At 40.8% G+C, this 24,024-nt stretch carries 19 protein-coding genes and 1 tRNA gene; 10 read left to right on the top strand and 10 right to left on the bottom strand.

The window, feature by feature from the left end; translation table 11 throughout:
- Positions 1 to 6 precede the first annotated feature (6 nt).
- Entirely contained in the window at positions 7 to 1,530 is a 1,524-nt protein-coding gene (locus tag SFU91_02645) for an outer membrane protein transport protein (GenBank protein ID MDX2127918.1), read from the bottom strand.
- A gap of 179 nt (positions 1,531 to 1,709) precedes the next feature.
- Here SFU91_02645 and SFU91_02640 point away from each other — a divergent pair, with 179 nt between their 5' ends.
- The 4 genes from SFU91_02640 to ftsH all read left to right on the top strand — a co-directional run bounded on the left by SFU91_02640 (position 1,710) and on the right by ftsH (position 8,766).
- Entirely contained in the window at positions 1,710 to 4,196 is a 2,487-nt protein-coding gene (locus tag SFU91_02640; protein MDX2127917.1) for a glycoside hydrolase family 31 protein, read from the top strand.
- 145 nt (positions 4,197 to 4,341) lie between these two features.
- Positions 4,342 to 5,013: a phosphatidate cytidylyltransferase gene (locus SFU91_02635; protein ID MDX2127916.1), complete on the top strand. Its 672-nt coding sequence runs from the start codon at positions 4,342 to 4,344 to the stop codon at positions 5,011 to 5,013.
- A gap of 86 nt (positions 5,014 to 5,099) precedes the next feature.
- Positions 5,100 to 6,392 carry a hypothetical protein gene (locus tag SFU91_02630; GenBank protein ID MDX2127915.1) on the top strand — a complete coding sequence of 431 codons (1,293 nt, stop codon included), beginning with the start codon at positions 5,100 to 5,102 and terminating at the stop codon, positions 6,390 to 6,392.
- A 337-nt stretch (positions 6,393 to 6,729) separates the two neighbouring features.
- A complete protein-coding gene (ftsH, locus tag SFU91_02625; protein MDX2127914.1) occupies positions 6,730 to 8,766 on the top strand; it encodes an ATP-dependent zinc metalloprotease FtsH in 2,037 nt (678 codons plus the stop codon).
- 104 nt (positions 8,767 to 8,870) lie between these two features.
- On the opposite strand, the gene SFU91_02620 is transcribed toward ftsH, so the two are convergent.
- Complete coding sequence (locus SFU91_02620) at positions 8,871 to 9,719, bottom strand: DUF350 domain-containing protein (protein MDX2127913.1); 849 nt, start codon at positions 9,717 to 9,719, stop codon at positions 8,871 to 8,873.
- 97 nt (positions 9,720 to 9,816) lie between these two features.
- On the bottom strand, positions 9,817 to 12,162 hold the full coding sequence (locus SFU91_02615; protein ID MDX2127912.1) for a polyribonucleotide nucleotidyltransferase: 2,346 nt from the start codon (positions 12,160 to 12,162) through the stop codon (positions 9,817 to 9,819).
- Positions 12,163 to 12,178: 16 nt separating this feature from the next.
- Here SFU91_02615 and SFU91_02610 point away from each other — a divergent pair, with 16 nt between their 5' ends.
- Positions 12,179 to 12,334, top strand: a complete 156-nt coding sequence (locus SFU91_02610; GenBank protein MDX2127911.1) for a hypothetical protein — start codon at positions 12,179 to 12,181, stop codon at positions 12,332 to 12,334.
- Between the two features lie 18 nt (positions 12,335 to 12,352).
- Here the strand turns inward: SFU91_02610 and SFU91_02605 are convergent, their stop codons facing one another.
- From SFU91_02605 to SFU91_02590, 4 genes are read right to left on the bottom strand one after another with little or no spacing between them, the layout of a single operon-like run.
- The gene (locus tag SFU91_02605) at positions 12,353 to 13,885 is read right to left on the bottom strand and encodes a cryptochrome/photolyase family protein (protein MDX2127910.1); all 1,533 of its coding nucleotides are present in this window, start codon (positions 13,883 to 13,885) and stop codon (positions 12,353 to 12,355) included.
- 14 nt (positions 13,886 to 13,899) lie between these two features.
- The gene (locus tag SFU91_02600; GenBank protein ID MDX2127909.1) at positions 13,900 to 14,193 is read right to left on the bottom strand and encodes an iron-sulfur cluster biosynthesis family protein; all 294 of its coding nucleotides are present in this window, start codon (positions 14,191 to 14,193) and stop codon (positions 13,900 to 13,902) included.
- Positions 14,194 to 14,253: 60 nt separating this feature from the next.
- On the bottom strand, positions 14,254 to 14,709 hold the full coding sequence (locus SFU91_02595) for a DUF1569 domain-containing protein (GenBank protein MDX2127908.1): 456 nt from the start codon (positions 14,707 to 14,709) through the stop codon (positions 14,254 to 14,256).
- A gap of 3 nt (positions 14,710 to 14,712) precedes the next feature.
- On the bottom strand, positions 14,713 to 15,096 hold the full coding sequence (locus tag SFU91_02590) for a nuclease A inhibitor family protein (protein ID MDX2127907.1): 384 nt from the start codon (positions 15,094 to 15,096) through the stop codon (positions 14,713 to 14,715).
- A gap of 136 nt (positions 15,097 to 15,232) precedes the next feature.
- On the opposite strand from SFU91_02590, the gene SFU91_02585 reads away from it, so the two are divergent.
- The 5 genes from SFU91_02585 to SFU91_02565 all read left to right on the top strand — a co-directional run bounded on the left by SFU91_02585 (position 15,233) and on the right by SFU91_02565 (position 19,910).
- A tRNA-Met gene (locus tag SFU91_02585) sits at positions 15,233 to 15,306 on the top strand.
- A 47-nt stretch (positions 15,307 to 15,353) separates the two neighbouring features.
- Positions 15,354 to 16,652, top strand: a complete 1,299-nt coding sequence (locus SFU91_02580) for an MFS transporter (GenBank protein ID MDX2127906.1) — start codon at positions 15,354 to 15,356, stop codon at positions 16,650 to 16,652.
- A 49-nt stretch (positions 16,653 to 16,701) separates the two neighbouring features.
- Positions 16,702 to 17,772 carry an agmatine deiminase family protein gene (locus tag SFU91_02575; GenBank protein MDX2127905.1) on the top strand — a complete coding sequence of 357 codons (1,071 nt, stop codon included), beginning with the start codon at positions 16,702 to 16,704 and terminating at the stop codon, positions 17,770 to 17,772.
- A gap of 8 nt (positions 17,773 to 17,780) precedes the next feature.
- The gene (locus SFU91_02570; protein ID MDX2127904.1) at positions 17,781 to 18,920 is read left to right on the top strand and encodes a hypothetical protein; all 1,140 of its coding nucleotides are present in this window, start codon (positions 17,781 to 17,783) and stop codon (positions 18,918 to 18,920) included.
- Positions 18,921 to 18,923: 3 nt separating this feature from the next.
- Positions 18,924 to 19,910: an ATP-binding cassette domain-containing protein gene (locus SFU91_02565; GenBank protein ID MDX2127903.1), complete on the top strand. Its 987-nt coding sequence runs from the start codon at positions 18,924 to 18,926 to the stop codon at positions 19,908 to 19,910.
- Positions 19,911 to 19,945: 35 nt separating this feature from the next.
- On the opposite strand, the gene SFU91_02560 is transcribed toward SFU91_02565, so the two are convergent.
- The 3 genes from SFU91_02560 to SFU91_02550 form a co-directional block, all read right to left on the bottom strand.
- Entirely contained in the window at positions 19,946 to 20,515 is a 570-nt protein-coding gene (locus SFU91_02560; GenBank protein MDX2127902.1) for a Uma2 family endonuclease, read from the bottom strand.
- Between the two features lie 71 nt (positions 20,516 to 20,586).
- Complete coding sequence (locus SFU91_02555; protein MDX2127901.1) at positions 20,587 to 21,474, bottom strand: YitT family protein; 888 nt, start codon at positions 21,472 to 21,474, stop codon at positions 20,587 to 20,589.
- A 114-nt stretch (positions 21,475 to 21,588) separates the two neighbouring features.
- The gene (locus SFU91_02550; protein MDX2127900.1) at positions 21,589 to 23,850 is read right to left on the bottom strand and encodes an ATP cone domain-containing protein; all 2,262 of its coding nucleotides are present in this window, start codon (positions 23,848 to 23,850) and stop codon (positions 21,589 to 21,591) included.
- Positions 23,851 to 24,024 lie beyond the last annotated feature (174 nt).

Here is a 24,024-nt window from a genome sequence, read left to right as displayed (position 1 = left end):
CTCAATTTAAAATCGGAAGCTTGCCGTTAGTGAAAGAAACGATTGCGTTACTTTGTCTGAAATAATAGGAGAACCGCTGTAAAACCTGTTTTCCACTGTTTGCCATTGATAAACATAGGCGAAGTCAAGCGTGAGTGTTTTTCTAAGAATGATTCCGGCACCGAGAGAAAACCTTTGCCGAGCGTCTCCGAAGTCAGAATTTTGATTAGGATTAGATAGTTTGAATTGGAAAGGTGAAGTGTCGAATCCATAACCCCCTCGAAATCGAAATGGGATTTCAGAAGGGCGAATTTCAAGACCAATCGCTAACCCATAACTTGCGGAAAGTTGATTTTGAATTACCGTATTGATGTCATCAAGGGGAGAATTGTCTTGGCTGTAAGAAAGCTCTTTATGATTAGTATATCGTAAATCGGCAGCGAGCGTCATCCAAGATTCTTCATAACTGAAACCCAAACCAAAAACGAAAGGAGTTCGTAGTGTATAGTCAAATGAGCCTTCAAAACGGTCTTGAGAAGAATTGGTAGAGTCAAATAGCACCCCGTTTCGAAATACGGGAACTCTTCGAAAATCATAATTTGACTGCAATTCGCTTGAAAAGCGGTCGCTGAGACTATATAAATAGGGCGATTCTACCGTAAAGGAGAATCTCAGATTTTCATCCAGCCTGTAAAGAAATCCTCCTTTTACTCCCCAACCTGAAATCTGGGTTGTAAAATTATCGACCAATGAAAGCGATTGAAATCCCCACACGGCATTTGTATTGTCGGTTTCGTTGTAAGTACGGTTAAATGTGTAATTGCCATTGTAATAATTCAATGTAAGGCCAACAAACAAGGCAGGAGCAATTTCAAGCGAAAATCCTGCATTATATAAGTTTGTCCCACCAGTTTCATTAATTTTAGAATTTTGTTGAACTCGGTTACTGGTCCCTTCATTCACATAACGTCCTCCCACCAAATCAAACAGATAGGTTGACCAAGCTAAGCCCCCGTAATCTTCTATTTGAAGGTTAAAATTTGAATCAAATATGGGATTTAAGTTCGAAAACGAATTCAATATAGATCCGGTGGCATTAAAGGCATCAGCGGTTTGTGTGCCTGTGAAGTTATTGCTTCGTTGAAAACCAAATGCAATGACGAAGCTTCCTTGAAATGTAGGGATAGGGATAATGAGACCTAAAGCACTTGGAAGGGTTTGAGTAGCACTTGAAGTTTGAGTGTTTCCCAAATAGGAGGCATTGCTTGAGAAACCATAGTTTTCAAGAGCTAACATTAATTCAAAGCGTTTAATTTGACCGAGCCCGGCAGGATTAAATTGCATTGCACCAAAATCTTCAGATACTGCCGAATAGGCAGAGCCCATCCCCAAAGCCCGCGAATGAACGGCAAGAGGTTTCTCGCTAAATCGAAGGGCATCCAATTCATTCTGAGCCCTTAAAGCGTGAGCTGAAAGGAGTAAAATGACGATTAAAAGCGGCTGCAAAAAGAGGTTGTTCGATGATGCGTTTGTTTTTCTCGGGAATAACATTTGAAAGTGAATATGTTTGAAAAAACTCAAACGAATATGCTGAAATTTTGATACACTTTTGGCGATAGATATTTCTGAAAAAAATTTGAGATACCTAAACAAAACAATTAATTGTAAAGAAGTGAAAATAATGAGATTGACTTTTATATTGGAGTTTCTTGTAAAGTTTAGAAAATCCTATGATGCACGCTAAATCTCGAACTGGCCTGAATCCCCTTTTATTCGTAATTCTTTTTGCAGTTTTCACATCTGAACCGATTTTTGCTCAAATCTTGAAGCCTTCCACATTTGGAAAAATTTTGAAATCGACGCAAGAGGAAAATGGATTAACAATTCTATCAGAAGGTGCCAATATTCAAGTTATCGTTTATCGCCCGGCGACAATTCGAATTAGAATCTTTAAGACGGGTTTTGCTGATTCGTTGAGTTATGCGGTGGTTAAAGGACCTGAAAAAACAAAATTTCAAATTAGCGAAACACAGGAATCGATTCGCTTGGTGACAGACTCTTTGGAATTGCGAATTTCAAAAGATCCGGTGAGACTAACCTTTTTGAATCGAAAAGGGGAGATACTTTCGGAAGATGAAACATTTAGCACGCAGTGGATTGGTCAAAAAGTGACAACCTACAAAAAGCTCCAACCCGGTGAAAAGTTTATAGGATTAGGGGAAAAAACAGGGTCTCTAAACCGCTTCGGCAATGCCTATACCAATTGGAATTCAGATGTTCCGGGTTACAGTATCGGTCAAGATCCTTTATATGTTTCAACCCCATTTTTTATGGGGATTCATTCCAAGAATCTCTATGGAATTTTCTTGGATAATACCTACAAAACAGAATTCAATTTCGGGGCTTCAAACCGACGCTTTTCTTCATTCAGTGCGGAAGCAGGGGAGATGAATTATTATTTTTTTGCTCGCTCAAGTGTTCAAGGAATTTTGGAAGAATACACTTCACTTACCGGAAAAATGCCTTTACCTCCGTTTTGGAGCTTGGGTTACCAGCAATGCCGTTGGAGCTATACACCAGATAAAGAGGTGAAGCGAATGGCAGAAACATTCAGAGAAAAAGAGATTCCCGCCGATGTGATATACCTTGATATTGACTATATGGATAACTTCAAGGTTTTTACGTGGCATCCAAAAAATTTTTCAAAACCAAAAGAATTGTTGCAAGACTTAAAGCAACTTGGTTTTCATACCGTGGTTATTATTGACCCGGGGGTGAAAGTAGAAAAGGGCTATCACGCTTATGAAGAAGGTCGGGCTCAGGATTTATTTGTCAAATATTCCGACGGAGATTTTTATCAAGGCGAGGTGTGGCCAAGTTGGTCTCACTTTCCGGACTTTACTAATCCCAAAACAAGGATATGGTGGGGTGAAAAATTTCAGGGCTTGGTTGAAACTGGTGTTCGCGGGTTTTGGAATGACATGAATGAACCGGCAACTTGGGGACAGCGATATCCTGATAACACAATGTTCAATTTTGAGGGTGAAATTGGCACCCATTTGAGAGCTCATAATATCTATGGGCTTCAAATGTCAAGGTCAACTTATGAAGGTGCAAAAAAATTAATGAAAGGAGAACGCCCATTCATTTTAACAAGGGCGGCTTTTTCGGGTGTTCAACGATATTCCGCTGTTTGGACTGGTGATAACGCTGCAAATGATGATCATATTCTGCTTGGGGTTCGGTTGCTCAACTCGATGGGGCTCGCAGGGATTCCTTTTGTCGGAGTTGATATTGGCGGATTTAACGGAGAGAAGAGTTCTCAAGATTTATTTGGTCGGTGGATTTCAGTTGGCGCATTTTCGCCATTCTTTCGCGCGCATTCGATGCGAGGGACTCGTGAAAATGACCCTTGGTCTTACGGTGAACATGTTGAAATGATATCAAAGGCTTTTATAAAATGGCGTTATACCTTGTTACCCTATCTGTATTCTCAATTTGAAGAAAGTTCAACAACCGGAGCCCCGATTCAACGATCACTTGTTTACAAAACCCCTTTTGACCCAAAAGTTTATGATTGGGCGTTCGAGAATCAATTTCTCCTTGGTGATGCCTTAATGATTGCACCGCTTAAAAGCAATGAGCAATACATTAGGGTATATTTTCCCGAAACTGATTGGTATGATGTTTATACTGATGAACTCCTTTCAGCCGGTTCAGAAAAGATTGTATTTGCGCCTTTAGAAAAATTACCTGTTTTTGCTAGAGCGGGTTCAGTCGTTATTCAGCAAAATGTGGTTATGCATACCACCGAAACCCCTTCAGATACCTTATATCTTCATGTCTATAATGGTATGAGTGGTGGTTCATTCAACTATTATGAGGATGACGGTTTGACTTATAACTTTGAGAATGGGGATTTTTTTAAGCGTGTAATCGAATTTATACCGTCCAAAAAACAAATTTTATTGTCTAAACCGATAGGTAAAAGAAATTCTCAGCGGAAAAAGGTGAAAGTAATTTTACACGGATTTGAAAATATACGTGCAGTCAAAGTTGGCGGAAAAACCTTAAAAACTGCTGAAGAATTTCTTCCATTACCGATGCGAGCGATGGAAGAATGGTCTCCAGTTAAAAATTTCTTAAACTTAAAAGGGAAGAAAATAAGTACCGTTATTGTTGATTTTCAATCAGATGAATTTAGTATTTCTTGGTAACCCATTTGGATTTGTTGAAAAGAATAAATCTGTAGATGCCAATTATCGACTTATTTTGTAGCCTATATGCAACAAGAATTCGAAATAAGAAATCGGATTCTCTATCAAATAAATGATGAGTCAATCATTGAGAAAAAGCCCCGAAATGAAAAGTCAACCCTTGTCTGAAACGGAAATCGGTCAGATTAATTATCAAAATGAATTGGCTCGGAAGGGAATTCATTCAGCCTCAATTTTGATTCCAATCATTTACTATCATATAGAGCGGGATTTGGCGTTACTACTTCTCGCGATACTTTTTGGAGGGTTTTTTATCGTTGATCTCTTGAAGATGTTTTTTTCACCGTTGAGAAATTGGTATTACGCCCAATTCGGCGGTATGCTTCGTGCTCATGAACAAGGGACAAGAAGTTTTAACGGGGCAACTTTTGTCTCACTCTCTGCACTTATTTTGGTTTTCTTTTTTCCGAAGTTAATTGCCATTGCTTCATTTGCCATTTTAGTCGTGGCCGATACAGCAGCGGCTCTTGTTGGAAGAAAATTTGGAAAAACTAAAATTTTCTCAAAGTCATTGGAAGGCAGTATCGCCTTTTTTGTATTCGCTCTTTTAGTATCGTTTAACACTCCAAAAATTCATTGGGGAGTTGCTTTAGGGATGTCCTTTGTCGGAATGATTGCCGAACTTATTCCTATCAAATTGGGCGATTATACCTTTGATGATAACCTTACCATACCCTTGTCCACCGCCGTATTTGCTTATGTATGTTATATTTTTTTGATGCCGGAAAGTATCATGATGATTTCAATCACGCCATAAAGAAATTTAAAGTTTATTTTAAAAATGTTAATCTTGATGTAGAGACGAGTTGTCATACTTTTATTTGAAATCAAAAACATTTGCTAATGAAAGTTCCAGAGATGATTATCAAACATCAACAATCCATATTTATCCTTCTTCTTTTTTGTGCATTTTTCTCCTTAAATGGACAGACGAAAAAAAATTCTATTAACAGTGATTTTTCTGAGTACACTCAAAAGCGGATTTTAGGTTATACAGATACTCTGCTCACGGTTGACTTTTTTGATCTACCCATTCAAACCAAAAATATTATTAGAACCGAAGCAAAAAGACTTATAGAACGAACGGACTCATTGATACTAAGTAGTAAAATGCCGTTGGGAAAAATGGAAAAAGAAAGATTGCTCATAGAGACCATAGATTCTTTAGACCGATTCTCTGAATCATTGTATGAAAAATTTTTAGCATCAATGATAAGTAATGGTGCAGTCACACAAGAAACTTATTCAGAAGCAGATCTTGATTCACTTGAAAATGCCTTTGCTGCCTCTGGCTTTAGTCGGGATGTCAGCGGAAGTGCATACCAAAGGGATAATTTTTCGCAACCTTCAGGCAACAATTCATATTTCTTAGCTAATGGCAGAGGCTCCCGTCAGCAAGTTTGGAGGGGAACCGATCAAAGTGGTGGGAATGGTTCTGCTTCGCTCTCACTTTCATATCGCTTTGGATTTGGACTGCGTTTGAGTGCCAGTGGTTTATTTATTCCCAATCAAACAAGCCCGCTGGATCAATCGACTCTCTCGGTGGGATATATTTTTCCGATTGTTGATAAATTGAAAGCCTCTGTTTCTTATTCACGATCATTTTTTTCAAATGAAAGCGCTCAAAGCATTTCCGCATTGAATAATGATATCACTATTTCACTTTTTTACAACAACGAGTTCTTATTCATTTCATCGAGCTTTAGTTACACTTTTGGTAAACAAACAATTGAAGTTGTGCGAAGGTTAATCCCTCTGCAAGTGGTCAACGAACAAGTTGATGCGGCACAACGGTATTTTTATGCTTCTCTCAGTAAACCCTTTACAATCGAAAATGTATTGGGAAGTTACTTGGTCATAGAACCTGCATTTGACCTAAGTTTTGGAACTGTGCCAAAGTTCATCGACGAAACAAGGCAAGTCAGAAGAGCTAATGGGACGGTTGTAAATGTGCCATCAAGAAGAATCATTGATAACTCGGTATTTGCCATTACAAACTATGATTTCAATCTTTTCTTTTCCTTTGACTTTGGTTTTATCACCATTGACCCTGAATTAGGCTATTCGATTCCCGTAAATCAAGACGGGGCTGAGAATTTATTCAATACTGCAATTGGATTTTCAATTATCCTTTGATAAAGGGAAATTGGTTCCTCGCTAAATTTGCTTTTTACTTCAAGTATTGATTTAATCAAGATGTGATTGAATAAATCAATGCGACACGCCGCATTTTATTTCCTTTTTTTGCGTTACATTAAATAATAGATAGACATACAGATTTGCAAATATTGCTTTAGAATTAGATAGAGATTAAATTTTTGAAATACCTTTTGATGTTAAATGTGGATTGAGGTTAAGTTTTTGGCAGCACTGAATCCCTAACCTTATTGAACATGCTGCGTAAAGAAAAGAGTTACCCTAAATTTTCAGGAGATTTTTTTAGGATTTAAGAATAAAGAAAGGACAAAACGATATGGCCAATAACTTTTTTGACGGCTTCAACGATGAGGGAAGCGAAAAGAAGAAAAAGGATAAAGACGGAAAACCAAAATTCTCGGCTATTTACTATGTGATGGCAATTTTAATTTTGATTGGGATTCAGATTACGTTTTTGTGGTCTAGCTCTACAGTAGAACTGCCTTACAGCCAGTTTCGTCAGTTGCTTTCTGAAGATAAAATTCAGGATGTAAAGATTTCGCCCTCTCGCGTCACCTATACCATCAAGCCTAATGTGGTTGTTGAGTTTCCGGGGAAACAGCAATCGCTATTCAAGCGACAAACAAATACTCGCGAATTTACCTCCGTTGCCATTAAGGATGAAAGCCTTGTGAAGCTTTTGGAAGAAAAAGGGGTTCGCTATCAGGGAGTCGCTGATGGAAATTGGTTTACGGAAAGTATCCAGTGGTTTATCTTTTTTGGGCTTTTTATTGCTGTTTACTTCTTCCTTTTCCGCCGGATGAATCCGAATTCGCAAGTGATGAATATCGGTAAAAGCAAGGGCCAATTGTATGAAGGTGAAGAAAATACAAAAATAACCTTCAAAGATGTAGCAGGCCTTGATGAAGCTAAAGAAGAAGTAATGGAAGTGGTTGATTTTCTAAAAGATCCGAAGCGATTCACAAAGCTTGGCGGAAAATTGCCAAAAGGGGTTTTGCTGGTTGGGCCACCCGGTGCCGGTAAAACGCTTCTAGCGAAGGCCGTTGCAGGTGAAGCCAATGTTCCATTTTTCTCGCTTTCAGGTTCTGATTTCGTTGAAATGTTTGTTGGAGTTGGTGCAGCTCGTGTAAGGGATTTGTTTAAGCAAGCAAAAGAAAAAGCGCCGTGCATAATTTTTATCGATGAAATTGATGCCGTAGGACGCTCGAGAGGAAAGGGCGTGATGATGGGTGCAAATGATGAGCGAGAAAATACGCTTAATCAACTTTTGGTTGAGATGGATGGATTTGCAAGTGATAAGGGTGTTATTATGATGGCCGCAACCAACCGCCCTGATGTTCTCGACCCAGCATTGCTTCGTCCCGGTCGATTTGACCGACAAATCACGGTTGATAAACCTGATTTGAAAGGTCGTTTGGCAATCTTTAAAGTTCATTCTCGTAACATGCCGCTTGCCAAAGATGTCGATTTAAAAATATTGGCATCTCAAACGCCCGGTTTTGCGGGGGCAGAAATTGCGAATGTTTGTAATGAATCTGCACTCCTTGCTTCACGCAGAAATAAGGAGCAAATTGAAATGATTGATTTTCAAGATGCAATCGAACGCGTGATAGCAGGGCTTGAAAAGAAAAATAAGGTGATTAGCCCAAAAGAAAAGAAGATTGTGGCATATCATGAATCGGGGCATGCAATTATTTCTTGGCTTAAAGAAGGAAATGATCCGCCGCAAAAAGTTACAATTGTGCCGCGTGGGGTGAGTGCTTTGGGTTACACACTCAATATGCCATTAGAGGATCGGTATTTAATGACAAAGGATGAACTTTTTGCAAGAATTTGCGGGCTTTTAGGCGGAAGAGTGGCAGAAGAAATTGTCTTTAACCAGATATCAACCGGCGCTCAAAACGACTTAGAACGCGTCACCGACATCGCCTATAGTATGGTTGCTCTTTATGGTATGAGCGAAAAAGTAGGTTATCTTTCTTTTGCCGATACCTCAAATCAGTTTCTTTATGGCATGAGCATTGATAAAAAATATGGTGAAGAAACAGCTCGGTTGATTGATAGCGAAGTCAAGGTAATTATTGATGAAGCACATCAAGAAACCCGTCGGATGCTCAATGAAAATCGTGATAAGCTTGAACGAATGGCAACCGATCTTTTGAGGCGTGAAGTTTTAAATTATAAAGATCTCGAGGAAATTTTAGGTAAACGCCCGAATATGGATGATTTAAATACTAACTTGGATTTCGGCGATGAAGAAAAGGCAAATGAAGCACCAGTTGAATTGCCGAAAGAAGAACGTGCTGCGCTCGAAGCTGCCGTTGAAAAACTCAAAGCTAGAAAAGCTGAATAGATGAATTGGAAACAACCGAAATTAACACAAAACAAAACGGGGCTCTTGCCCCATTTTGTTTTTCAGCTGTTGTGATTGCAAAATATTTTTTTATGAGGAAAGTATTAAGCTAACTGTGTGATTAAGAGCGATGTACCGATATAAGCAGCGGCTTCAATTGTTCCGACACTGATATTTCTATCTCTAGCAATTTCCTTATCCAATTCACCCCCATAAATCGCAAATCCTGATCCTAAAACCAATCCTTGAACTAAAAATTGACGAATTGGGTAAAAGAAAATAATCACGAGAAGAGATTTCCCATATCCGATCAAACTTTGGCCGTAGCCAACAAATTCTCCTTGAAGGCCATAATGAATGGCAAGAGCAATACCAATCATCACACCGGCATAGGCAAGGGCTGCGGCGGTGTTGCCATTATTTATTTCGATTGCATCGTCGTAGGCGGTCAGAATGCGGTAGAGTCTTGTAAGGACATGAAGAGAAACCTGTCCAACAAGGAAAAATACGATTGCCGTTAACCAATCGCCGCCTGTATTATCTCCTGAAACTGTCCCAGCGATCACCAAAGAAGTTGAGATAAACCCTCCTGCAGCAATAATCCCGGCGGCGGTATTTCGATTGGCAACTTCAGTGACCACATCAATATTATGAATCCACTTAAAGCCAAATAAAGCCAGAAGTGAAAGCAACACGATTCCTCCTATGCCATAGGCGCTAACAATGAGAGCATCGGTTAAAAAACTGGTATGACCATCCCCGCGAAGAACGGCCGCTATTATTTGGACAACCCCAAAGAGGTATCCAGCAACGGCAATTCCGATTGAAGGGCAGTCTTTCATTACAACAGCGTCGTGCATATTAATTTTCATAACTGCTTGATAAACATAACGCGCAATGACAAGCATAAATATCATTGCTGTAAACGAAAAGAGAATGGCCTGCCAATTCATCAGCATTATAGGTTTGAGTTAAAAAAAATCCTCGCTTCCGAAAAATTAGCGAAGCGAGGATTGTTATCCAGAATTAAATCGTAAAATTTAATCGAACTTACTCGCCGCGCGGTTCACGATGACCGCCATTTCTATCGCCCCGATCTCCCCTGTCACCTCGATCGCCACGGTCACCGCGGTGGTCACGATTGCCACGGTTGTCACGGCGTCCATCGCCACGATTCCCGCCATAATCGCCACGCGGTTCGCGCGGTTCTCTTGGCTTCGGTGCTTCCATTCCTTCAGGCATCGGAATTAGTGCCTTCAAAGAAAGACGAAGTCGTGGTTTGCCGGACTTCGGATCTTTCTGAACATCAAGCAATTTAACCGTTATGCGTTCGCCTGCTTTAACGATATCGGTTGCTTTTCCAACACGCTCATGTGCGAGTTCAGAAATATGCAATAAGCCTTCAACTTTTGGAAGAATTTCTACAAAAGCTCCAAGTTCATCACGAACTTCTTTGACAAGGGCGTTTTCATAGATGGTTCCAATTTCGGGCTCGCTTGTAATTCTCTTGATAATTTCCAAAGCGCGTTCAGCTGCTTCACCGCTGACCGAAGCAATTGTGATGGTTCCGTCATCGGCGATATCAATTTCAGTACCGGTTTCAAGGGTAATGGAGCGAATGGTTTCGCCGCCTTTGCCAATCACAGCACCGATGGATTCAACCGGAACCTTGATGGTGGTTAATCTTGGGGCATAGCGTGATAGCTCGGTTCGTGGCGCAACAATTGCTTCATTCATTTTTCCTAAAATATGCATACGACCTTCTCGGGCTTGGGCTAAAGCCTCTTCAAGAATTTTGTAATCGAGCCCATCGATTTTGATATCCATTTGGCATGCGGTGATCCCGTCTTTTGTTCCGGCAACTTTGAAATCCATATCACCCAAGTGATCTTCGTTACCTAGGATATCGGAAAGAACGGCATATTCTTTTCCTTCTTTGATAAGACCCATTGCAATTCCAGCAACAGGCTTTTTCATAGGAACACCGGCATCCATCGCAGCAAGTGTACCGCCGCAAACTGAAGCCATTGAAGAAGAGCCGTTAGATTCTAGAATATCGGAAACAATTCGAATCGAATAAGGAAACTCGGATTCGCTTGGTGCCATCATTTTAATTGCTCGTTCGGCAAGATTACCGTGACCGATTTCGCGGCGACCTGTAAATCCTAAGCGACCAACTTCGCCCACAGAGAAGGGCGGAAAATTATAATGCAACATAAATCTCTTGGATGGGCCTTCGTAAAGCGTGTCCACCAATTGCTCATCTTTTTTGGTGCCAAGCGTTAATGATACCAACGCTTGTGTTTCTCCGCGAGTAAAAAGAGCTGAGCCGTGAACGCGTGGTAACAACCCGAGTTCAATTGAAATAGGCCGAATCTGCTTGGTATTTCTGCCATCGAGACGAAGACCGCCTTTTAAGACCTGACGGCGCATTGCATCGCGCTCGAGATCGTGAATGACGATTTTGATCATTTTCTCATTAAGAAATACGGCCTTTTCCGGATGAGCGGCGAGGACTTCTTCGGTCAACTCAGCCTTAAATTTCTCAAGTGTCTTTTTAACGGTTTCTTGATAAACCTCTTTGGTGCGCTCTGCACGAGCTTCTTTTGCAAGCGGCTCGGCGGCAAGGGCTTCAAGTTTTGAATAGCAAATACCTTTGACATAGGCATTTAATTCTGAAGGTGGAAGCATCGGAACAAAAGCTCTTTTGGGTTTTCCGGCGGTTTTAACCATTTCAGAAATTCCATTTGATATTTTGGTAATAGCTTCGTGGCCAAAGCGAATGGCGGCAAGCATTTCAGCTTCAGAAATTTCCTTCATTTCGCCTTCAAGCATGCAAATCGTTTCGGCGGTGCCTCCAATGCAAATGTCGAGTTCGGTATTGGCAAGTTCTTCGACCGTTGGGTTCAAGACAAATTCACCGTTGATTCTGGCGACACGAACCTCTGACATCGGTGTTGTGAAGGGAATGTCGGAAAGGCAGAGTGCGGCTGAGGCTGCAACACCGCCAAGAACATCGGCATCGTTGGATCGATCGCTTGAGAGGACATTAACGATAACTTGAGTTTCGTTGTAATACCCATCTGGAAAAAGCGGGCGAAGGGCACGGTCGATTAAGCGGGAAGAGAGAACTTCCTTTTCACTTGGTTTTCCTTCGCGTTTTACAAAGCCACCGGGAAATTTACCAGCTGCCGAATATTTTTCACGGTATTCAACTTGAAGCGGAAGAAAATCTTGACCGAGCGGCGGTTCATCTTTTTTAGCAACAACCGTGGCGAGCACCATTGTATCGCCAATGCTTGCAACGACAGAACCATCAGCCTGTTTGGCGAGTTTTCCGGTTTCGAGCTTTAATATTCTGCCAGAACCGAGATCAATTTCTTTTGTATGTACCATAATAATAATGAGTTAAGTGAATAAACGCCGAGTTATCGTGCTTATCACCAACCATTCTGAACATAGAAAAGCCGCAATCGTGCTTTGCCGTGTTCAGCATAGTGGTGACCTCGATGAACGGCGTGCGAATATAGACCAATTGGGGCGGTTTGAGAAATTTGAGGTGGGATAAAGGTATCAAGCCAAATACTCAATAATATGAATTGGGTTTTATTTTTTCACGAAATTCATCGGCGGAGGTACGAATCGCAACCAATTCATCGGCTGACTTTTTTTCAAGGAGTTGGTAAGCCATTCCGATGCGAGAATTTCCTCTGAGTTTCTCTTCATTGCGGAGATAGAAATCCCAATACAAATAGTTGAAAGGGCAAGCATTTTTTCCGGTTCGCTCAGTTTTATTGTAACTGCAGCTATGACAAAAGTTGCTCATTTTGGAAATATAATTGGCACTTGCCGCGTAGGGCTTTGTGGCAACCAATCCACCATCTGCAAATTGAGACATCCCAATAACATTTGGTGTAACGACCCAATCATAAGAATCGACATAAAACTCCCAAAACCATTGATTGATTTCTTCGGGTTTTACTCCGAAAAGCAGAGCAAAATTACCAAGAATCATCAAGCGTTCTATGTGATGAGAGTATCCGTGCTTGATTACTCGGTTAATAACTTGAGAGAGACAGTTCATTTTTGTATTGCCAGTCCAGAAAAACTCTGGGAGCTTGTGAGTATTATTAAAAAAATTTTCTTTGTGGTAATCGGTCTCGGACATTTTAAGCCAATAGCAGGCATATATGAATTCACGCCAACCAATGATTTGCCGTATAAAACCTTCAACAGAATTAATCGGTGCGTGATTTTTTTTGAAGCAAGCTTCAACATCGCGGACAAGCTTAAGAGGGTCAAGAAGGCCGATATTCAAAAGTGGTGAAATAGAGGAATGAAATAGAATACTTTCGTTTGCGAGCATAGCATCTTCATATTTACCAAACAGTGGGAGGCGGTGCTTGACAAAATCATGAAAGAAAATTTCTGATTCTTCACGAGTTGTCGGAAGTGAGAAATCTTGTGTATGACCGGGATTATTCGGGAAATACTTTTCGACAGCCCCGATTACATCGCGATCAATTTTATCTTTTTTTGGAGAATAAACTTCAGGGAGTTTGACATCGGATTTCAACGGCAAACGATTTTCTTTATCAAAATTCCACGCCCCACCTGTTGGTTGACCATTCTTCTCCAACAGTACACGGTGTTTCTTTCTCATTTCTCGATAAAAGGGCTCCATTACCAAGTGTTTTTTTTTCTTATTTTTTTTGATGAAGGCATGCCGATCGGTCAGAAACATTGTATTGGGGGTGAGTTCAATTTTCGGGTCGTGATTGAAATTACTTGCAAATTCAACGGTGGCTTTTTCATGCGGCTCCATTAAGAAAATGCGATTAATATGATTTTTTTTTGAAATTGATTTCAGTGCTGTCTGGAATGAATGATTCTCTTCCAATTCAAAGTAAAGCACTTGATAGCCCAACTCAATAAGTTCTTCCCGAAAATGGCGCATCGCTGAAAAGCAGAGTATCAATTTGTGTTTGTGATGATTGAGAAGGCTTGCGTGTTCAAGCGATTCGACCATCAAGACATAATCATGTTTTTTCTCGAGCAATTGAAGCGCTGAGTTAGAGGGGGTTAGCTGATCGCCAATAATCCAAGCAAGGTTGGGCATTTGAAGAAATAGAGTTAGATGCGGTAAGGATTTTCTACAGTTAAAGTGCCGCCAAATGGAGTTTCTAAGAAATCGATGATTGCACCATCGGCATGTTTTTTTGAATTTCGATCAATGTAAATTTCAAACCCTGCTTGGCGAAGAAAGGCATCATCATCGCTTGGAATCATATCAAATTGAATTTCCAAAATTGGCATTGCCTGAGCAACACCTTTAAGAATGAGGCGAAACCTTCGTGAATGAATTTGACCTGAAGCGACAAGCTCTTCGAGATGACCTTGAGCCGTTTTGGTGATGAAAACAGTCATTTAAGTTGAGTCGATTTCGACTTACGACAAAAAAAAAGTGGTAAACATTCCCGCAAGCGATTAAATCAACTTAAACTGTTTGAAGTGATGTGTAAAATGCTTGGTATGAAAGGTTTCCCATTCGGTTTTGTTGAGCTCGCCCATTGTGGGATTCATTGGTTTCGCATCAGGGTTTTCAAGAAAAAACTGATGAAAATTTGAAAGGGCTGTAAGTAGATTGGTTTTCGCCATTTCAATCGATTCAAAAATCAGTGGAGGGGGTAAATCGGGGACGATTGGCGATTTAAACCCTACCGGAATTTCATTGGGCGAGTGGATTAGTCTTTGTTTAATAATCTCTGCTTTTCTCTCAGGGAAATGCAATGTTTGAGGGAGATTACCATTTGAAATTTGAAGACTTAAATAGAGATGTTCAATCATCCCTTGAGCAGAAAAGGCTCCGAAAACTGGGGATTCCTTGGGCTGCAATTGATTCAGCAAGTGACTGAGTTGAGCCGAGTTATGAATATCGAGCATGATTTAGGTTTCAATAAGTGTTGTATGAAATCCGCAGGCTTCACCGCTATTTAAAGAGCCAACGATAAATAATTTTTTTTCGCTTGGGTTGTCATTTTCTGAAAAAAGAAAAGCCTGAGGATTTCTAAGATTACGGTTAATGAATTGATTCAATTTATTAAATCGATTTGTGGGGTCATTTTTGCAAATCGGGTCTAAAAAATTCTCATGCATAGAACGCTCAAGGTGAAAGGATTTATTATTATAAAAACGGGAAACAATGAATTTTTCAATCGAAGTGCTATCAAAGTTTTTGGCTTCGGGCCAATGAAACGCGATCAAGGGAAAATCAGATTCGCTTGGGTAAAGCAGCCCATCGGTCAATTTTTTCAGTTCACTAAAACTCATCGATGATAGATTTATTTATTGAAGATAACCTTGAAATCAACGAAAATTGAAATCTGTGAAAGGCTTTTGTTAACCCAAGGGTGAATAGTATATTTGCAACCCTTTTGGAAAGTATAATGCTGTTCAATAGGGAAATGGTGTGGTAGCTCAGATGGTTAGAGCACAGGATTCATAACCCTGAGGTCGGGGGTTCGACTCCCCCCTACACCACGCGAGCCGGAGAAATCCGGCTTTTTTTATTGATAGATAATTTACTGATGCCACATCCTGAATCGCAAGAATTCCAAAAGATAATACAAGAGGAGAGAGATGCCTATGCAGCGCTAAAACTCCCAGAATACCGGCTTTATTTGGCGGCGCGTTTTTTATTTACTGTAGCCATTCAGATGCAAGCTGTCGCGGTAGGTTGGCAAGTTTATGAGATTACAAAAGATTCACTTTCACTTGGGCTTGTTGGGCTTGCAGAAGCGATTCCATCAATTGCCGTGGCTCTCTATGCGGGTCATCTCGCTGATATTCACCGTCGAAAGCAAATTATTCTTATTTCGCTATTTGTCCTTTTAGGTTGTTCACTATTCCTTTACTTCTTCCTTTTTCTTACACCAAATTTTTTTCAATCAAGTGGTGCATTTCCGATTTATACTGTGATTTTTATCAGCGGTATTGCGAGAGGTTTTCTTACACCTGCGGTATTTGGGCTTTTTGCTGAAATTGTTCCAAGATCGCTTTATGCAAACGCAGCAGCTTGGAGCAGTACGGTTTGGCAAACGGCAGCGATTTCGGGGCCGGCTGCTGGAGGGTTAGTGGTTGGTTTTTTGGGGTTAAAATCGGTTTACTTTCTGGATAGTCTTCTCATGATTTTATCAATTTCGATGGTGTTTTTGATTGAGCCAAAAATTAGAACTGAAAGAAATCAAAGTGAATCTGTATTTCAAAGCATACGCGAAGGGATTTTATTTGTATTTCAGAATCCGATAATCATATCCGCGATTTCACTTGATTTATTTGCCGTTTTATTTGGAGGTGCCGTCGCCTTACTTCCAATTTTTGCGACGGATATTTTAAATGTTGGGGCCGAAGGTTTAGGCATTTTAAGAGCTTCTCCTGCAATTGGAGCTGTTGTTATGGCCTTCTGGATGGCACATCATCCGCCAAAGGAGAATGCGGGTAAAATTCTTTTGCTTGCTGTGGCGGGTTTTGGGCTTTCGATGATAGGCTTTGCACTTTCGAGTATATTTCTGCTTTCTTGTTTCCTTTTGTTGCTCAGTGGTGCATTTGACGAAATTAGTGTGGTCATAAGGTCAACAGTGTTACAGCTCTCGACACCAGATCACATGCGTGGAAGGGTTTCGGCAGTCAATAATATTTTCATTGGTTCATCAAATGAAATCGGTGCCTTTGAATCAGGAGTTGCTGCACGGTTAATGGGTGTAATTCCTTCGGTTATTTTTGGTGGAGGAATGACCCTTTTCGTGGTGTTGGTTACGGCGTGGAAATCGAAATCAATCCGTGAGCTTTCACTGTTAAATTTTCGTGAACGAAAAAACTCAGGCTAACTTTTGTGTAGCTTTTCAGACTTATCGAAATGAAAAATATTTTATTGATATGACACTAAAGGAACAAGGATTTTTTATGCCTCCGGAGTGGGCTGAACATGAAGCGACGTGGCTTTCTTGGCCGCATAAGCAGGAATCGTGGCCTGATATGGATATGAATTTGGTTTGGGAAGCTTGTATAGAAATCGTTCGCTTTTTATGCCCTCATGAAAAAGTTTGTATCAATGTGCTTGGTGCTGAAATGGAGGCCGATATTCGCCGCCGAGTAGAAGAAGCGGGAATCATTCGCGACGCAGTACCGAATATTCAATACTTTCACTTCCCAACGAACGATGCGTGGTGCCGCGATCACGGGCCAATGTTTGTGCTTCGTCATACTTCAAGCGGCGTTGAAAAGGTGATTCTTGATTGGGATTATAACGCTTGGGGAGGAAAGTATCCGCCGTTCGACTTGGATGATGACATCCCTTCCAAAATTGCAGCTTTGAAAAATTTGCCAGTTCATTATCCCAAAATCATAATGGAAGGTGGCTCCATAGATACCAATGGCAAAGGCGTATTGCTTACCACCACATCATGCCTTTTAAATCCAAACCGAAACCCGCATTTAAATCAAGAGCAAATCGAAAAGTCCCTTATTGATCACTTGGGGATGAGCAAAATCCTTTGGCTTGGCGAGGGAATTGTGGGTGATGATACCGATGGGCATATCGATGATATTTCAAGATTTGTGGATGCAAATACCATCGTTACCGCAATAGAAGATGATCCTTCTGATGAGAATTATGAAATTTTGAAAGAGAATTATGAGAAACTGAAAACCTTTACCGATCAAGATGGCAATCCTTTTCGAATCGTTACGATTCCAATGCCAACACCGGTTATTCATGACGGACAGCGCTCGCCGGCAAGCTATGCCAATTTTTATATTGCCAATAACACGGTGCTTGTTCCTACGTTTCGATCAAAAAATGATATTAAAGCACTTGAAGTATTGCAGAAGTGTTTTCCAACAAGGCGAGTACAAGGAATTGATTGTTATAACTTGATATGGGGCCTTGGGGCAATTCACTGCCTTTCTCACGAAGAGCCAAGCATGAACGGACTCAAAAATTTATAGAACAACAAATGAACCAACTTCGATTTTTAACCCTTCTCGCTTTCATTTTGATTGTCGCGGCGTGCAGCGCGACAAGTCAGCCGAGCCTTAAGGAACAAACCAAAAGTCAAGGATTTCCAAAACAAAATGAGACCGTGCTAATAGCGTGGTGGAATGTTGAAAATTTGTTTGACACCTTTGATGACCCAACCGACGATGATGAATTTCTTCCAAGTGGGCGACGGGCTTGGACAGAAGAGCGGTTGCAGAAAAAAATTACAAATCTCTCCAAAGTAATTTCCGATCTCTCTCAATCGCGAGGAAAAACCTTGCCCGATGTGATGGGTTTTTGCGAGGTAGAGCATCAAGCGTTGCTTGAAAGACTTTTTGAAGATGGTTTGAAGACCAAAAATTACAGGTATGCCTATTTTGAATCTGGCGACAACCGTGGAATTGATGTTGGTATCGCGTATGATGCAAGTAAGTTTACTCTTCAAAGCGCTGCAAAGTATAAAGTTGATATGGGTCAGGGTGAGCGACCGACACGTGATATTATCCGCGCGTCACTCACTTACAAAGGAAAAACGATTCACTATTTAGTCAATCATTGGCCTTCACGCTTAGGCGGTCAAGAGCGAAGTGAACCGAAAAGACTTTTGGCGGCAGCGGCACTTCGAAAAGTGGTGGATAGTATATATGCTTCAGATCCAAAGGCCGACTTTGTCATAATGGGTGACTTTAACGACGGGCCGGAAAATAAATCGATTACTGAAGTGATGAAGGCTTCGGTGACACATCAAGAACTTGCATCCTCAACCGGAAAACCTGAGGATATACCCCTCTTTAACTATGCAAAATTTTACCCCGGAAATGGTGAGGTGAAAGGAACAATCATCTTTAGTAATCAATGGGAGTTTATTGATTTATGCCTTATCAGTAAAGGGATGACGGATAATTACGGCTTTTATGCAAAAGAGGATAAACTTGATGAACCCTATGAAACCCGAGCGTTTAATATTTTTCAAAGAGATTATCTTTTTGAAGCGCCGGATGCAAATCGGCGTGGGCGGTTAAAGGATTTATATAGAACCTACGGCAGTGGAAATAAATATTTGGGAGGCTTTGCCGATCACTTGCCGGTATTCATAGAAGTTTATGTTGCACCTTGAAGAATGACGAAAGAATGTGTTATTGAGGTTTCTCATTTGGTCAAAGAGTATCGCTCGGTAAAGAAGGAATCGGGGATTTTGGGAACCTTGAAAAGTCTCTTGAATCGGCAATATCAGATAAAGAAAGCGGTCAATGATGTTTCATTTAAGATTGAAAAGGGGGAATTGGTTGGCTTTTTGGGTGCAAATGGAGCCGGGAAGACAACAACGCTCAAAATTCTTTCAGGATTACTTTTTCCTTCGCAAGGGAATGTGAGGGTATTGGGATATGAACCTTCAAAAAGAAGTGATGCCTTTCGGCGCCAGTTCTCTATCGTTTTAGGGCAGAAGAATCAGCTCATTTGGGATTTACCGGCTGACGACTCCTTTTTGCTTCTTAAAGAAATTTATGAAATTCCGACACCCATCTATCATCAGCGACTCGATGAGCTTTGCCGAATGATGGATGTGAAGGACAAACTCGGAATTCAATTGCGACAGCTTTCGCTTGGGGAGCGAATGAAAATGGAACTTATCGGTGCTCTTTTACATGCGCCGAAAGTTCTTTTTTTGGATGAGCCTACAATCGGGCTTGATGTGGTGGCTCAAAAAAGTATTCGTGAATTTATCAAGAAACTAAGCCAAGCAGGGGAAACAACCATCATTTTAACCAGTCATTACATGCAGGATATTGAAGAACTTTGCGATCGTGTAATGATAATGGATGCCGGAAAGCTCATATTCGACGGGGCATTAGGAGGAATAATCGAAAAATTCTCGTCAGAAAAACTACTTTCAATTGATTTTGAACGAAGTGTAACCGAAATTGAATTAAGGTCTTATGGCAGGGTAACTGAAGTTCAAGACGAACATGCAAAATTAAGATTGCCACGCAAGGACATTTCCACTCGCTCGGCAACACTCCTATCATCATTTCCGGTCAAGGATATTACGATTGAGGATATTCCAATCGAGGATATCATTCGAGAAATTTTCGAAAAGAGGGAATAAGGGCAAAACAAAATTTGAATATGCACTTGTTACTTTTATGCGCCCATCTTAACCTCTTCATAAATTTCCTTCAGTGATATCGAAAATCCGATACTCAGCAAGGGAATTTCAGACTCAATTGTGGTGTATTCGTGCAGAATCCATTCTCCATTTTCAACCTTTCGAAAATGCTCAGCCAAAATTGATTCTGAATCAACAAGTAAATATTCTCGAAAGGAAGGGATTGAGCGATACATTTTGAATTTTTCTCCTCGGTCGTAACTTTTTGTGCTCGAAGAAAGTACTTCAACAATAAGAACCGGATTTTTTAGCTCCGTTTGATTTTCACTTAAATCAGGGTTACCGCAATAAACTAAGGCATCGGGATATGTGTAAAGCCCTGAGGGTGTTACGATTCTAAAATCAGAACTTTTGGCAGTGCAATTTTTACCGATTAAGAATTTCCGAAGAGAAAAGAAAATATTTTCAGAAATCGCACTGTGATTAAGTGTGCCCCCTGCCATAGCGAAAATTTCACCCTGATAAAACTCGTGTTTAATGTGGTCCTTCTCCTCCAGAGCGAGATACTCTTTTATGGTATATGTTTTTTTTGCAATCTCTTCCATAAACTTATCCCAACTTGTTTTGGAAATTATTTGAAAAAAGAACTGATGATTTCGTGAAAAAAAAATTAAGATCAATCCGCTTTAATTTTTTTAACAATACCGCCTTTTGTTTCGCGGATGCTATGTGCGAACATAAATGCTTTTGGGTCAACCTCATTAATCGCTTCAGTGAGCATCAAAATTTCAAGCCTTGTGACAATGGTCAAAATAATATCGGTGTCTTCTCGAATTTCAAATGAATCGGGCAGGTATCCTCGCTCGCCTTTATACACCGTAATTGCTTTTCCAAAGAACTGAACCAGAAGCACTTTTACCGTTTCGGGTTTAGAAGAAATGATGGTCAGTGCGGTGTATTCTTCTAAGCCATCAACGATATAATCAACAACTTTAGTCGCAGTATAAAAAGTAATCATCGAATACATTGCCGTTTCAACACCAAGAGCAAAACCGGCAGAAATGAATATGAGGGCATTCAAAAAAAGAATTATTTCAGAGCTTGTTAAACCAATCTTTTTGGTGGTGAACAATGCAATAACCTCAGCGCCATCGAGCACGCCACCGCCGCGAATCACAAGTCCAACACCGGCACCCATTAATACACCGCCAAAGATTGAGGTTAAAAGCCGGTCGTTCGTAACGGTTGGAAATGGAAGAAATGTCAGTGCAACACCTAAAAGAACAGTGGAAATGACCATTTGCATCCCAAAGGTTTTTCCAAAGCGGCGATATCCGATAATGATGAAGGGAAGATTAAAACCAACGATAAGAATATTAATGGGAAGATGGGTGATTTCATGAATCAGAATTGAAATCCCCGAAACCCCGCCATCCATAAAGTGATTGGGAATCATAAATCCCTTGATGGCAATTGTTGAAAGCGCGACACCGAGAACTTTAAGAAATAGTTGTTTCGGTGAAAAAATGCTTTGCCAATTGATTGATTGCTTTTGACCTTCCATTAATGTTGAATTGGTTTTTTTCTTAGTGATTGTCAACTGAGAATAACTGGTGCATAAGATAAATAAAAAAGCGAGGCAAAATACCTCGCTTTATTGATCTTGAAAGGCGTGAATTTACAATTCGCATGAGCCGCCGACACAGGCAAGCTCTTTTGATCCTTGTGTTTCATCATTTTCTTCATAAGCTACGATTTCGGAGAAATCGATTTTTGGCAATTTCGCGGCAAGCTTTTCATAAGTTTCTTTGCTGACTTCCTCATAAGGTGCAAGCGCATAAACATGATTGGTTCTTGGAAGAAAAGATAATCCCCCAATGATTTCCCAATTTTTATAAAGCCAATTTCCGACTTCAAGCCACTCTTCTTCACCGACACTAACTGTGACAGAAGGATTATGCTCTGTAAAATGGGTCTTCACCAATTTCCAATGTGCAAGCTGTTCCAACGCCGAGACATCATCACGAGTCGTTGCACCGTCTGGGGCCTTCACAGGAAACTCAAGAACATAAGTCGTCGCTTGTCCATCGACTTGACCAACCTCAGGTTTATAAGGAAACTTTTGATCTTTCAAAAGTTTGAAGAGTGGATCGCTTGCGGAAATACGGATTCTGCGGATGTAATAAGGGGCGTGCCGGGCATGCATGCCTGAGGCAGCATCGACCAATTGAGAGACCGTACCTGAAGGCTTAACGCATGTGATACAAGTCGAGGCATTAATCCCAAAGCGCTTAGCGTACTCTTGATTGATTTTAAGTGACTCCGTTTTAAGCTTGGAAAGAGTACTGGCTTGACGCGCAGCATCTGAATCCCACTGACCGGTTATCGATACGCCTAAAAGTCGCTCTTCTTCACAATTTTTTTTCCAAGCTTCTGAAAGGTAAGGAAAGTCAGTTAGAGTTGATTGGAAGGTGCCAACAATGGTTGCAAGGCGAACCTTGCGAAGCAATGAATCTTCGGTGTCTTCACTTCTTGCAACAACTTCTGAGAGGTTACAGAACTGTTTTGAACGAAGGATGATTTCTCCGCAAGGATTCGTACCTGAAGTTGAAAGATAACGCTCAAATTTTTCTCGGCGGCGCTCTGGCAGTTGTGAAAGAAGCGTTGAGCGGTTGAAAATACCGCGTTCACCGCTTCCTGATTTGATCAGTGAAAGCCATTCATCTAAAAATTCTGAAACGGTAGGCCGTTCATTATAAATGGCGGAGTTGTTGGCCATACTTCGCTCAGGGTGAGACATATAAAACGCCCCATCCTTCGCGTGACGCATTTCAGTATCATCTAAATCGGAGAGTGAAATCAGCGCGCTTCGTCGAACCCCGCCCATCACAACCACTTCTCCGATTTTACAGATAATGTCGTGAACATCAAGTGTGGTAAGCCTTCTGCCTTGCCTTTGAAGCACGCGATCTCGCGTAAAATCAATGAGAGATCGAAGCGGCTCAGGGCCTGAAGCGCGCCCTCCCATAGTTTTAAGGCGCGCACCTTGTGGGCGAATAGTTGAATAATCAAATGAAATATCTTCTCCTGAAAACCAAGTGTTAAGTCCTAAAACAAAAGCATCAGCCCATCCTTCTTTGCTGTCTAAAACAACATGTGAAGGTTGCTTTTTACCGGTTTGCCTTTTGATTTGTGGAAGGCGGTGAATCGTTTGCTGTTCAACAGAAAAGCCAACGCCTGTTCCGCACATCAAGATGTACATGATTTCGCCGAAATCTTGAAGCGATTCGGGTGCAATGAATGAGCAATTATAAGCAGCAACATTCGTACGACTTGCGGCTTCTCCGGCGCTCCAGAGAAGTCTCATTGATGGCATGATATCTTGCTTTAAGATAGCGGTCCGAATCTCATCGTACTCCGCAGTGGTGAGTTTATCGCCAAGGTTTTGACGCATAAACTCAACATAGCGGGTTACAGTTTCGACCCAAGTCTCGCGGCGACCTTTTTCGGGTAACCATCGTGAATAAGTTCTATAGTAAACAAGTTCCGAAAGCTCGTTTCTAAAGAAATGCTTGCTTTCATCGGCCAATTTTTTTACTTCTTCGGGAATTGGGCGTTTTTGCTCTCGAATTTTAGCGCGCTCGTTTCTGTAAAGGATGTACGCCTTGGCAGTTTTCGCCCAATTTTCCTTGATGAGAACAGTTTCAACAATGTCTTGAATTTGTTCAACAGTAGGAATCTCGCCCTCAAATTTTTGCTCTAAAACTTTAACCACTTCTTCAGAAAGCTGTTGTGCGATTTCAGGTCCAAATTCCCCTGTGGCATTCCCGGCTTTATTGAGTGCAATTGAAATTTTGCTCTGATCAAATGAAACGACAGATTTATCTCGCTTCATAACCTTCAATAATAATGCAGTATCTCGGGTTGGTGTTGAATTCATAATGAAGTTTACTGTTTGAAGTTGTTAGAATATTGACGAAAAAATCGGTTTAGGAGTATGTTAAAACAAAACCTAAAGAAATAATTTCAAAATAAGTTGACTTATATTTTCTTTCGAATGAAAAAAATGAGTGGGCGTGATTTTTGAGAAATTTGAGGGAAGAGTGTGGAAGGA

Source organism: Chloroherpetonaceae bacterium (assembly GCA_033763895.1).
In the GTDB taxonomy this organism is placed as follows: Bacteria; Bacteroidota; Chlorobiia; order Chlorobiales; family Thermochlorobacteraceae; genus JANRJQ01.
This window is presented reverse-complemented; position numbering and strand designations above follow the sequence as displayed.

What these genes read in the sequence shown, in the direction of transcription:
- SFU91_02645 (MDX2127918.1), bottom strand. Translation starts at nt 1,530, where the DNA reads ATGTTATTCCCGAGAAAAACAAACGCATCATCGAACAACCTCTTTTTG.
- SFU91_02640 (MDX2127917.1), top strand. Translation starts at nt 1,710, where the DNA reads ATGATGCACGCTAAATCTCGAACTGGCCTGAATCCCCTTTTATTCGTA.
- SFU91_02635 (MDX2127916.1), top strand. Translation starts at nt 4,342, where the DNA reads ATGAAAAGTCAACCCTTGTCTGAAACGGAAATCGGTCAGATTAATTAT.
- SFU91_02630 (MDX2127915.1), top strand. Translation starts at nt 5,100, where the DNA reads ATGAAAGTTCCAGAGATGATTATCAAACATCAACAATCCATATTTATC.
- ftsH (MDX2127914.1), top strand. Translation starts at nt 6,730, where the DNA reads ATGGCCAATAACTTTTTTGACGGCTTCAACGATGAGGGAAGCGAAAAG.
- SFU91_02620 (MDX2127913.1), bottom strand. Translation starts at nt 9,719, where the DNA reads ATGAATTGGCAGGCCATTCTCTTTTCGTTTACAGCAATGATATTTATG.
- SFU91_02615 (MDX2127912.1), bottom strand. Translation starts at nt 12,162, where the DNA reads ATGGTACATACAAAAGAAATTGATCTCGGTTCTGGCAGAATATTAAAG.
- SFU91_02605 (MDX2127910.1), bottom strand. Translation starts at nt 13,885, where the DNA reads ATGCCCAACCTTGCTTGGATTATTGGCGATCAGCTAACCCCCTCTAAC.
- SFU91_02600 (MDX2127909.1), bottom strand. Translation starts at nt 14,193, where the DNA reads ATGACTGTTTTCATCACCAAAACGGCTCAAGGTCATCTCGAAGAGCTT.
- SFU91_02595 (MDX2127908.1), bottom strand. Translation starts at nt 14,709, where the DNA reads ATGCTCGATATTCATAACTCGGCTCAACTCAGTCACTTGCTGAATCAA.
- SFU91_02590 (MDX2127907.1), bottom strand. Translation starts at nt 15,096, where the DNA reads ATGAGTTTTAGTGAACTGAAAAAATTGACCGATGGGCTGCTTTACCCA.
- SFU91_02580 (MDX2127906.1), top strand. Translation starts at nt 15,354, where the DNA reads ATGCCACATCCTGAATCGCAAGAATTCCAAAAGATAATACAAGAGGAG.
- SFU91_02575 (MDX2127905.1), top strand. Translation starts at nt 16,702, where the DNA reads ATGACACTAAAGGAACAAGGATTTTTTATGCCTCCGGAGTGGGCTGAA.
- SFU91_02570 (MDX2127904.1), top strand. Translation starts at nt 17,781, where the DNA reads ATGAACCAACTTCGATTTTTAACCCTTCTCGCTTTCATTTTGATTGTC.
- SFU91_02565 (MDX2127903.1), top strand. Translation starts at nt 18,924, where the DNA reads ATGACGAAAGAATGTGTTATTGAGGTTTCTCATTTGGTCAAAGAGTAT.
- SFU91_02560 (MDX2127902.1), bottom strand. Translation starts at nt 20,515, where the DNA reads ATGGAAGAGATTGCAAAAAAAACATATACCATAAAAGAGTATCTCGCT.
- SFU91_02555 (MDX2127901.1), bottom strand. Translation starts at nt 21,474, where the DNA reads ATGGAAGGTCAAAAGCAATCAATCAATTGGCAAAGCATTTTTTCACCG.
- SFU91_02550 (MDX2127900.1), bottom strand. Translation starts at nt 23,850, where the DNA reads ATGAATTCAACACCAACCCGAGATACTGCATTATTATTGAAGGTTATG.